The organism is Agromyces sp. GL_144, assembly GCF_057834305.1.
In genome coordinates, this window is record NZ_CM174399.1 from 524,570 (window position 1) to 535,921 (window position 11,352).

6 protein-coding genes are annotated in these 11,352 nt (G+C 71.9%); all 6 read left to right on the forward strand.

Annotated elements, in window-relative coordinates:
• Window positions 1-43: 43 nt before the first annotated feature.
• The 6 genes from AC3IPY_RS02300 to AC3IPY_RS02325 all read left to right on the forward strand — a co-directional run bounded on the left by AC3IPY_RS02300 (window position 44) and on the right by AC3IPY_RS02325 (window position 11,294).
• Window positions 44-4,216: a hypothetical protein gene (locus tag AC3IPY_RS02300; RefSeq protein ID WP_489186385.1), complete on the forward strand. Its 4,173-nt coding sequence runs from the start codon at window positions 44-46 to the stop codon at window positions 4,214-4,216.
• Window positions 4,213-4,833 (forward strand): Pvc16 family protein, encoded by a 621-nt coding sequence (locus AC3IPY_RS02305; protein WP_489186386.1) that lies wholly within the window; start codon window positions 4,213-4,215, stop codon window positions 4,831-4,833. The genes AC3IPY_RS02300 and AC3IPY_RS02305 overlap by 4 nt, the downstream gene beginning before the upstream one ends.
• Window positions 4,799-6,886 carry an ATP-binding protein gene (locus AC3IPY_RS02310; protein ID WP_489188416.1) on the forward strand — a complete coding sequence of 696 codons (2,088 nt, stop codon included), beginning with the start codon at window positions 4,799-4,801 and terminating at the stop codon, window positions 6,884-6,886. Before AC3IPY_RS02305 ends, AC3IPY_RS02310 begins: the two co-directional genes overlap by 35 nt.
• Before the next feature lie 110 nt (window positions 6,887-6,996).
• Window positions 6,997-9,384: an SH3 domain-containing protein gene (locus AC3IPY_RS02315; protein WP_489186387.1), complete on the forward strand. Its 2,388-nt coding sequence runs from the start codon at window positions 6,997-6,999 to the stop codon at window positions 9,382-9,384.
• Window positions 9,385-9,581: 197 nt separating this feature from the next.
• Window positions 9,582-10,289 (forward strand): eCIS core domain-containing protein, encoded by a 708-nt coding sequence (locus AC3IPY_RS02320; RefSeq protein ID WP_489186389.1) that lies wholly within the window; start codon window positions 9,582-9,584, stop codon window positions 10,287-10,289.
• A gap of 162 nt (window positions 10,290-10,451) precedes the next feature.
• Window positions 10,452-11,294 carry a class II glutamine amidotransferase gene (locus tag AC3IPY_RS02325; RefSeq protein ID WP_489186390.1) on the forward strand — a complete coding sequence of 281 codons (843 nt, stop codon included), beginning with the start codon at window positions 10,452-10,454 and terminating at the stop codon, window positions 11,292-11,294.
• Window positions 11,295-11,352: the final 58 nt, after the last annotated feature.

An 11,352-nucleotide genomic window follows, 5' to 3' on the forward strand; every position in this document is an offset into this window, starting at 1 on the left:
GACCGGGCGTCGCCCCGAATCTGGATGGAGTCGGAGGAGGACCATGACGAGCCGGAGCCGGATCGCCTGGGCGAGCGTCGCCATGACGCTCTCCGTGCTGCTCGGCGTCTCGGCGGTCGGCGCGGCACCGATGGCGCGGGCTGCCGATGAGCCGGTGCCCGCCTTCGCGGTCGATCTTGCGATCTCGCCCCGGACGGTCGCCGGCGGTACGTGGGTGACCGCGACGGTGACGGTGATCTCGAGCGGGACCGATGTCTACCCCGATGCGCTCGTGGCGGTCGCGATGAACTGGGACTCGGCGGCGGTATCCGTCGGAAGCGGTGCAGAGCAGGGGCCGACCGGGTGCCTGGCGATCCTCGACCCCGTGACGGCTGTGAGTCAGGAATCGCCGAGCCCTGGCGACGAGTGCGTGCTCGAGGTCGCACGGGATCCGGCGACGCCGTCGGTCTTCACGTTCAGGTTCCGGCCGTCGGGTGTGCCCCCTGCGCTGATGGTCGTCACGGCACAGGTGACGGGCGGATACCTCCAGGAATCGGAGAACTTCACGCGTGTCGTCTTCGCCGACGCCGACGTGACGAGCGACCAGGACTACATCGAACTCGGGCCGGTGTTCTCCGCAGCGGTGACGGTCGACCGCAAGGTCAGTACGACGGGGTACGGCAATCAGGTCATCGCGACCTTCACGGTCACGCACGAGCCGTCGGCAGCACCGAACATGAGTGGATCGCAGGTATTGTTCGCGATCAACTGGCCCACGTTCTTCACGCACGTCGGGGGGACGGCGGCCGAGGTGTGCGACGGTGGGCTCGAGGGCGGATTCTGCGCGATCACCGAGCCGACGGGTGCGCGCAGGACCTCCGTGTTCACCATGGTGTTCGACGTGCCGTATGGCACGGGCGGACAGGGCGGCGTCTCGATCATCGGACAGGGCGGCTGGTACGTGCCGCCGGGGCCGATCCTGTCGCGGGCGCCGCTGGAGCGTGAGGCGCCCATCACGCGCGCCGCGTCCCTCGGCGATCCGGCCGGAGGCGTCGGCGGCGGGCCGGGTGGGGCGCGGGGCACGGCCAGGATCCAACCGGCCGACGTGCAGGCGGCGATCGTCAAAGCCGCGCCGACGCCGCGGCCGACCGGGGCACTCGACATCCCCGGTACGTGGACCGGCGTGGCCTCGGCGTCCGTCATCGCGTTGAACCGGCCCTTCCCGATGGACGTCCAGCTGCGGCCGACGTTCTCGACGCTGGGCGAGGAAGAGGGCATCGAGGGTGTCATCCGGGTGCGTCATGATGAGGCCGCGGCGGTGACGCTGTTCGGGCTCACGCTCGACATCGAGATCGACGCCGACGACGCCCTGGTGCCGATCGGTGATCCGGTCGGCTGCGTGTCGTACGTCGCGGGCGTCTGCACGATCGAGGGCCTCGACGCGCCGGGATCCGAGGTCGAGATCACCCTCGAGTTCGAGCCGCCTGACGAGATCGGCATCGGGTACCTCTACGCCGACCAGATCGCCGGCCGGTTCACGTTCGATGGTGGCGTGGTCGACGTGCCGGATCCGTGGCTGTGGCGTTACGCCTACGGCTCGCAGATCACCGATGCCGAGCTCGTGGCGCTCGATGTCGACCTCAACGCTGACTACGTCTGGGAGGGAGGGCCGCATCTCGGGGCGTCGATCAGGGCGACACGCGCCGAACGGCTCGAGGACGAGAGCTACTCCTACGACCTGTACGACGAACTCATCGTAGGCATCGCGATCACCTGGCCCGACTATCTGACCCCGCTCGGCGATCCGACCGGATGCGATGCCTGGGATGGACTGATCTGCGAGGTTCGCCTCTCCGATGCGGGGTCCGAGGGTGCGGCCGTGATCGGGTTGGAGTTCGAGATCGGACCCGGCGTGGTCGACGGCGTCGTGCGTGCCGAGGGCGCCTACCTGTTGCACGACCCGTACTCCGATTCCTCCGAAGAGGACGGCGATGACTACGAGGACCTGCCGGTCGAGTGGGTGGTGCCCGATGAGGCGCCGGTGGCCGGCATCGAGCCGTTCATCCCGCTCGATGTCCAGCTCAGCAGGGAGAGCGTGTGGGAGGGCGGCCCGAACCTCATCGCGACCGTGACGGCGACCCGCGAGGACTTCGTCTCGGATGGGCTGCGCGATCCGTTCTGGGGGCGCCTTCTCGCGGGGGTGTCGGTCACCTGGCCCGACTATCTCACCCCGCTCGCCATCCCCTCCGAGTGCACGCTCCAGGCGGAGGGGATGCTCTGCCATCTCGAGCTTCCCCCGCCCGGGTCCGAAACCGATCCGCCAGGAGTATCACTCACCTTCGCTGTCGGCGCGGGAGTGACCGATGGAGTGGTGCGAGCCGAGGGGGCGTACCTCCAGAACTGCGATGTCTACTACTCCGACGCCTACTCCGATTGCGAGAGCAGCGACGACGACTTCCGGCAACTGCCGATCGAGTGGGTGGTGCCCGACGAGGAGCCCGTGGCCGGCGTCGCGACGTTGATCCCGCTCGACGTCGCGGTCGACCGAGACCTCGTCTGGGAAGGCGGCGCGAACCTGGGCGCCACGATCACCGCCACGAGGAACGCGTTCCCCGAGACCCGACGCGACCCGTTCGGCAGGCTCGTCGTCGACGTCGAGATCAGTTGGCCCGAGTTCCTCGAGCTGGTCGGCACGCCGACGGGCTGCGAATCGTGGGACGGCACGATCTGCGTCATCGTGCTGGGCAGACCCGATGCGGAGGCGCCGCCCGGGCCGGGACCGACCGCGGTGATCGGACTCGAGTTCTCGGTCGGCGAGGCCCCGGCGGCCGGGCTCGACTCGGGAGTCGTGCGCGCCGAGGCCACCCGGCTGCGGGCGTGCTACGGCGACTCCGACGGGGGTTGCTCTGGCGCGTGCGAAGACTTCGAGGAGTGCGAGGACCTGCCGACGGCGTGGGTCACCCCCGACGAGGCATCCGTCACCAGGATCAGGGTGGCCATTCCGATGAGCGTCGATGTCGAGCGCGACCTCGTGTGGCAGGGCGGATCGGACGTCGGAGCCACGGTCGTCGTGACGAGGTACGGGCCCGACGAATTGGACGGCTTCGACCCGCTCGGCGTGCTCGCCGTAGAGGTCGAGATCACCTGGCCGGCGTTCCTCCATCCGGTCGGAGCACCGACCGGGTGCGAGTCGTGGGACGGCTCGATCTGCGTCGTCGTGCTGCCCGAACCGATATACGAGGTCGCCGTCGGCCTCGAGTTCTCGGTCGTCGGCACACCGCCGGGCGGAGTCGTCGCAGGAGAGGTGCGTGCTGTGGGGGTCGGCCTCGTGAACCGCACGCCCGAGGCCGACCAGGAGCTGCCCGAGGCGTGGGTCACGCCCGACGCGGACACGGTCACCCGGATCAAGGGGAGCGTCTCGCTCGACCTGACGCTCGGCCACGACCCCGGCTACACCGGCGGCAAGCAGCTCGTCGTGACCACGAAGGTCACCCGCGAGACGACGGGGCCCGAACTCCCCGACCTCGAGGTCGGCCTCGACTTCGCCTGGGCCGCCTACCTCACGCGAATCGTGGTCACCGGGTGCGAGAGCTTCACCGGCACCACGTGCATCGTGACCGGACTCGACGACCCCGGGGCATCCGCCGTGGTGAAGTTGACGTTCACCATGCCGGCACCCGCACTGCCGCCGGTGCCTGAGGTCCTGCCGCGAACCGACGACATCTCGGTCGACGGCGTGAGACTGTCGTTCGTCCCGCCGGAAGCCGGGAAACCGTCGTCCGGCGCGGCCCTCGGTTCTTCGCCGGCCGCGCTCGGACCGATCCCGGCCGACACGGGGTCGCTCCCGCCGCCGCCGCTGGACGGCACCCTGCCGCCGTCGTGGATCGGCCAGGATCGTGCGCCGTTCACGGTGCTGCAGCCGAACATCGTCATCGCGCAGTCGGTGGCCGCCCCGGGCGACGCCGTCACGGCCTACGGCAAGTACCTGCCGCCGGATGCGGAGATCTCGCTGCGGTGGGAGGGCCTCGCGACGATGGCGGCGCAGCAGTGGCCGAACCCCGATGCGCCGACCGAGTCGAGCTGGTCGCTCGTGATCCTGCGCTGGCAGTTCGCCGGCCCGAGAACACTCATCATGCACAGCGAAGACGGCCTGTTCGCCGACATCCCCTCGAGCAACCAGTTGCTCGTGGTGCCCCGTTCGGCGGCGGGCCCCGACCTCGTGGGGAGAGGCGGATGATCGGCGAGATCGACGAGGCGCTGCGAGCGCTCGTCAAGGCGTCGGCGGGCATCGCCGCCGACATCGACATCGCGCTCGACGCGCCCACGACCGACTGGGCGGCCAGGCGCAACGCGCCGACGGTCGACCTGTTCCTCTACGACATCCGCGAGGACGTGCGCCGCCGCGAGTTCGGCTTCATCGAGCGGCGCGACGAGCACGGCATCGTGGTCTCCCGCGAGCCTGCGCCGAGGTACTTCAAGCTCTCCTACCTCGTGACGGCGTGGACGCAACGGCCCGACGACGAGCACCGCCTGCTCGACGCCCTGCTGCGCTGCTTCCTGCGGTTCGACGCGATCCCCGAGGCGTTCGTGGTCGACACCCTCGCCGAGACCGGCCTGCCGTGCTCGATCACGATCGCCCAGCCGCCCCCGGAGGACCGGGCGTTCGCCGACGTGTGGTCCTCGCTCGGCGGCGAACTGAAGCCGTCGCTCGACGTCGTCGTCACCGCGCCGCTCACCCGCGCCATCTCGTACCACGTCGGACCGCCCGTGACGGCCGGCGTCGGGGCGACCTTCGAAGCCATCGGATTCGGGAGTGAAGATGCCACGTTCGAGCCTGCCCCCGACCGGGACTGACATGGCGAGCGACCCGGGCCTCGCACACCTGCTCGGGCGCCTCGGCGCGATCGAGGACCGCATCCGGCGCCTCGTCGCCGCGCGGCGCGCGGTCGACCCCCAGCCCGACGATCCGTTCCGCGGGCTCTACCTCAGCGACGAACTCATCGACCGCATGCTCGAGGGCGCCCCTGGCATTCCGGAGTGGTCGGATGCCTCGGCCCGCCTCGCCGCGTGCGAGCAGGCCGCCGACATGGCCGAGGCCGCCGGCCACCCGGTGCGGCTGCGGCGCCTCGCCGACGAGTTCGGGCTCGCCCCCATCGACGTCGACCTGCTCGTGATCGCGCTCGCCGCGGACCTCGACCCGCGGTTCGAGCGCTTCTTCGGCTACCTCAACGACGACGTGGGGCGGCGCCGGCCCTCGGTCACCGTCGCGCTCGAGCTCTGCGGGGTGCCGCTCACGAACGCCGCCGATCGGGCACGGCTGCTCACCGGACCGCTCGTGGCCGGCGGCCTCGTGATCGTCGAGGACGAGGACCGTCCGCTGCCCGGCCGCGCGGTGCGCGTCCCCGATCGCGTCGTCGGGCACCTGCTCGGCGACGACACCCCCGACCGTGCGCTCGACGGCGTGCTCGTCGAGGGCGAGGAGATCGAGTGGGGCGACGACCGGCGCCTGCAGAACGCGCTGGCCGGCGGCATCCGCTTCGTGTACCTGCGCGAGACCGCGACCGGCTCGGGCGAGGCGATCGCCAGGCGAGCCCTGCGCGCCCACGGGCTCGGCACGGTGCAGGTCGACCTGCCCAGACTCGGCAGGGAGGCGGATGCCGCGGGGCTGGCGCGCCTCGCCGTGCGGGAGGCCCGGCTCACCGGGCGCGGCATCGTCGTGTCGCCCGTGACGCTCGAGACCTCGCCCGCGCTCATCGAGGTGCTCGCGGACTCGCCGCGCCCGACCGTGCTCATCGGCCGGCCGACGTGGGATCCGGGCTGGTTCCGCGAACTGCCGGCCATGGACGACGTCGAGGCGTCGACGACCGAGGAGCGCACGGCGCTCTGGGTGCGTGCGCTCGGGGCGGCCGCCGAGGGGCTCGACATCGCCGGCGCGACCGCGCAGTTCCGGTTGCGCCCCGAGCAGGTGCTGCGCGCCTCGTCGACCGCACGCACGCAGGCCTCGCTCTCCACCACGGGCGAGGTGACGGCGGCCGACCTCGCGGCGGGGGCGCGCGCCGAGAACGCGTCGGCGCTCGACCGGCTCGCCCGGCGCGTGACGCCGCGCGTCGGGTGGGGCGACCTCGTGCTGCCCGCGGCCACGATGGAGTCGCTGCGCGAGATCGAGGTGCGCGCCCGCCACCGCGAGCAGGTGCTCGGAGACTGGGGCATGCGCCCAGGTGGCGGGCGCGGGCACGGCGTGGTCGGGCTCTTCGCCGGCGACTCGGGAACAGGCAAGACGATGTCGGCCGAGGTCGTCGCGGGCGAACTCGGTCTCGACCTGTACGTCATCGACCTCTCATCGGTCGTCGACAAGTACATCGGCGAGACCGAGAAGAACCTCGAGCGCATCTTCGTCGCGGCCGCCGGCACGAACGCCGTGCTGCTCTTCGACGAGGCCGACGCCGTGTTCGGCAAGCGCAGCGACGTGAAGGACGCCCACGACCGGTACGCGAACGTCGAGAGCGCCTACCTGCTGCAGCGCATGGAGACCTTCGACGGGCTCGCGATCCTCGCGACGAACCTGCGGGCCAACATCGACGAGGCGTTCACGCGCCGCCTCGACGTGGTCGTGGACTTCCCGATGCCGGATGCCGCGCACCGCACACGTCTCTGGGATCGCAGCCTCGGCACGAGGCTGCGCCGCGGCGACGACCTCGACCTCGTGTTCCTCGGCGACGCGTTCGAGCTCGCGGGCGGCGCCATCCGCTCGGCCGCCGTGACCGCCGCCTACCTCGCGGCCGCCGATGAGGGCCTGGTGCGCATGCGGCACCTCGTGCAGGCCGTGCACCGCGAGTACCGCAAGCTCGGACGCCTGCTCGTCGAGCGGGAGTTCGGGCCGTACTGGCCGGAGGTCGTCGGGCGCTGACGCCGAGTGCCGTGCCCGATCGGGCGGCGCGGCCCGCCCGATCGGGCACGGTCCGGCGCGTGAGCGCCGCATCGCGGTGGAATTGAGGCGGATGGGTCTGGAGGTGCGCCGTGCACGCACGGGTCGACGGGCATGCGGTCGTGGCCGCAGCACGGCCGCGGACGCCGACCGGCCCCGCGGCATCCCGATCGGGGCTCATGCGCCTGCAGCGCACCGCGGGCAACCGTGCCGTGGCGGGACTCGTGCAGCGGCAGGTGCCGCCGGTCGGGCCGGTCGCGCCCGTCGTGCCCGCGCCCGTCGGGTCGACGTTCCGCGATCCGGCGACGCTCACCGCGCTCACGCTCGGCGCGCTCGACGACTACGCGCGCGAGAAGCCGGACTGGATGACCGACACCACGCTGGACGCGACCGTTCGGACGCAGCTCATGGACCTGCTCCGCTGGGCGCGGCGCGGATCGCCGGCTCCGCTCGACCCGTGCCGGCCCTTCACCGCGTCGGACCTCGTCGCGCAATCGGCCGCGGACCGCCACGACCTCGACGTCTACGCCCGCGCGAAGCAACGCGAGGACTCCGCCGTGCCGCCCGACGGCGTGGGCGTGCTCGCCGAGGCGGTCGTGCTCGGCAAGGCCGTGCGCGAGCTCGAGGACCGCCTGCCGAAGGCCGACCTGCACCGGGGGCTCGGGCAGACGGACTCCGCGAAGGCCGAGCTCAAGGTGCTCGCCGACAGCGGGAAGGCCGCCGACCTCGGCACCTACTTCCGCCGTGCGCACGCCTTCCTCGAGGCGGACACCGGGCGCGACTCGCAGTCGTATCGCGAATGGGGCGCCGACCCCGCGAGCTACATCGGCCGGGTGCCCGATGTGCGCAACCTGCACCGGTTCCAGCAGTCGATGCTGGACACGCTGATCGCCAACCGTGCCGACCGCTCTCGCTCGAAGCCGCTCGTGCTCGTGCTGCACTCCGGCACCGACCACAACGGCGCGTTCCACGACGATCCCGGGATGACGGCCGTGGTGCAGCACGCAGCGAACCTCACGCTCATGGTCGAGGGTGCCACGAGCCTCGAGGCGGGAGGCGCCCGGATCACGTCGTTGGCGCGCGTGTACGGGCAGGGCGGGCGGGTGCAGCAGGTGATGCTCGCAGGCCACGGCGGGCCGACGGGCATCGAGCTGGCCGGCCGGCCGGGCGCCCCGGATTCGGCGACATCGGAAGGCCCGGGGTCCAAGGACCGCCGGCGCACCGAGCGGTTCATCCGCAATCTCGTGGCGGTCATGGCGCCGGGCCCCGACGCCCGCATCGTGCTGAACGCCTGCCTCACCGCAGCCGAACCCGTGTCGGACAACCTGCCGGCCGACCCGGGACTCGCCCGTGCCGCGATCCTGCACCGGCTCACGACGGACCCGAGCATCGCGACCCTGCTGCACAACATGGCGGGCGGACGCACCGTGGAGGGCAATGTCGCCTCGGTCTCGGCCGGGGAGTACATCACGCCCGCCGGCGAACTGCACCAGACGATCACCGGCGACGAAGCGGCGACCTCGACGGATCCGGCCGCCTACGTCGAGCGCGGACACGAGCCCGAGGGCGCCGCACGCAGCCTCGTCGTGCTCTGGGCGAGGGACCCCGCCGCGGCGACGGCCGCGATCGCCGCCCGTCGTGGACACGGGTTCACCTCGTGGGGCGACCAGGTGATCATGGCGATCTACGACATCTTCGAGGGCGGGAACGACATCTCGGGCCTCGCCCGGGTAGCCGAGCAGTCCTCGCGCGGGCTGAGCGAGTTCCACGACCCCGACCACCAGACGCCGGGCGAGGTGGGCGACCTGCAGAACCGGGCGCCGTTCGAGACCGATCTCACGGCACGGGTGCGCGCGATCACGACGCTCGGGGCCGGCGGCCGGCTCGCCCTCGACCAGGTCCGGTTGCCGGCCGACCCGACCAGGGTCGGCGCGATCACCGCGATCGTCGAGGCATCCGCTTCGCTCGACGAGCTGCGCAAGCACCTGTCGAAGCCGTGGCTCGCCGTGCGCATCATCGACCTGTTGCCGCTCGCGAGCGCCACGGCGCCCACGCGCGCCCAGATCATGCTCGCCGGGGTGACCTGGCCGCATACGCACACCGAGGCGTTCCTCCGCGCGAACGCGGGGGCCGGCACGCGGCTCGTCCCGCCCGCCGGCGCCACCATCGACGGGCTCACCGACGCCGACCCGTCGGAGACCACCCTGCTCGCGGGCCTCGGCATCGTCCGCGCCGCGCCGGTCGCGCCCGGCGGCGGCGGGGCACCGGCCGGACCCGCGGTCGAGTCGCTGTCGCTCGTCGGGCGCACGACGGACTGGCTCAACGTCCGCGAGGGGCCGGACCTCGCCGCCGCCCGCGTCGACGTGCTGCGCCGCGGCGCCGGGGTCGAGATCATCGGCCAGACCGGCCGCTGGTACGCCGTGCTCAACGGAGGACGCATGCGGTACGTCGTGAAGCGGTTCGTCAGGGCCTCGCCGTGACGCCGCGGCATCCGTCGAGGTGAACGGACGGCCCGCCGAGACGCGCGGCATGCCGGAAGCGGGCGGCCTGCCCGAACGAGCCGCCTGCCCGAACGGGCACTCGACGCCGGACGTTCGGGACGAATGCGCTCCGCCGCGCCGCGGATGCAGTGCAATGGGATGAGCCAGACACCGGAGCCAGACACCGGAGGTGCGCCATGCGCGTCCACGACGAGGAACGGGGCGTCGACCTCGCCCTCCAGCCCAAGCCCAGTCACGAGTCCGAGCCGAACCTCGCCGGACTCGTCGACCGGCGGCCGGAGGTGCTCAGCCGGGACGCGGTGCTCCGCCTCCAGCGCGACGCCGGCAACGGCGCGGTGAGCGGCCTCCTCGAGGAGGAGCGGTCGCCCGTGCAGGACGTGATCTCCTCGGGCGGCTCCTCGCTCGACTCGGGCGTGCGCACCGACATGGAGCAGCGACTCGGTTCCGACTTCGGCGACGTGCGCGTGCACACGGATGCCGCGGCCCACGAGTCGGCCCGATCGGTGAACGCCCACGCGTACACGGTCGGCTCGCATGTCGTCTTCCAGCGCGACGCGTACGATCCGTCGTCGACGGCCGGGCGCACGACGATCGCGCACGAGCTCACGCATGTCATGCAGCAGCGCTCCGGTCCGGTCGACGGCACGCCCGCCGCAGGGGGCATCAGCGTCAGCGACCCGGGCGACCGGTTCGAGCGCGCCGCCGCCGACAACGCCACCCGGGTCATGAGCGAGCCGGCGCCGGTGCAGCGCGACGCGGATGCCACGGGCGCCGCTCCGGCCGTGCAGCGCGAGGAGGCGCCGGAGGAGGAAGAGGAGACCGTGCAGGGGCTCTTCATCCAGCGCGAGGAGGCGCCGGAGGAAGAGGAGGAGGCGCCCGCCTGATCGGGCGTCTGCCGGATTCGGAGATTCGGCGACACGCCGTGGCGGGACAGCCAGAGGATCCGGCGTGTCGCAAGAACTCCGAATCGCGCAGACTCGCCGTGCGCCGATCATGAGGGTTTATCATGAACCCGGTGGGGGATCCCACGGCGGGAGAGTGCCGAGATGTGCCGGTGGCTGGCGTATTCGGGCGAGGCGATCCATCCCGCCCTGCTCATCCTCGAACCGAGGCACTCGCTTGTGGCGCAGTCGCTGAACTCGCCGCTCGGGGCCGAGACGGTCAACGGCGACGGGTTCGGCGTCGGCTGGTATCCGTCGACGGACGCCCTGATGCCGGAGCCCGCGCTCTTCCACAGCGTCGAACCCGCTTGGCATGACGAGAACCTGCGCGAGCTCACGCAGGCGATCGATTCGCCGCTGTTCTTCGCGCATGTGCGGGCGGCCGGGGGCCCGCCGATCCAGCAGACGAACTGCCATCCGTTCCGGCACGGCCGTTGGCTCTTCATGCACAACGGCGTGATCGTGCACCACCCCCGGTTGCGCCGCGACATGATGCTCGCGCTCGACCCCGAACTGTTCCCGCTCGTGCACGGCACGACGGACTCCGAGGTCGTCTTCTACCTGGCCGTCACGTACGGGCTGCAGGAGGACCCGATCGAGGGACTCGGTCGCGCGCTCCGCAGGATCGAGGAGATCGGCCTGGCGCACGGCGTGCCGGAGGTGGTGCAGGGCACCTTCGCCGTCTCGGACGGCGAGACCGTCTGGGCCTTCAGGTACTCGAGCATGCACCGCTCCCGCACCCTCTTCTACTCGGTCGACATGCCGACCCTGCAGCAGATGTACCCCGAGGTCGATCGCCTGCGTCTGTTCGGCGCCCGTGCGCGGGTCGTCGTCTCCGAGCCGCTGAACGACCTGCCCGGTGCCTTCGTCGAGGTCGAGGAGTCGACGGTCGTGACACTCGACGCCGACGGATTCCGGGAGGCCGGCTTCCTGCGCGATTCGTCGTAGCGGCCCGGCGGGCCACCGGGACCGATGCCCGTTCGGGCAACGGATGTGCCCGGATGGG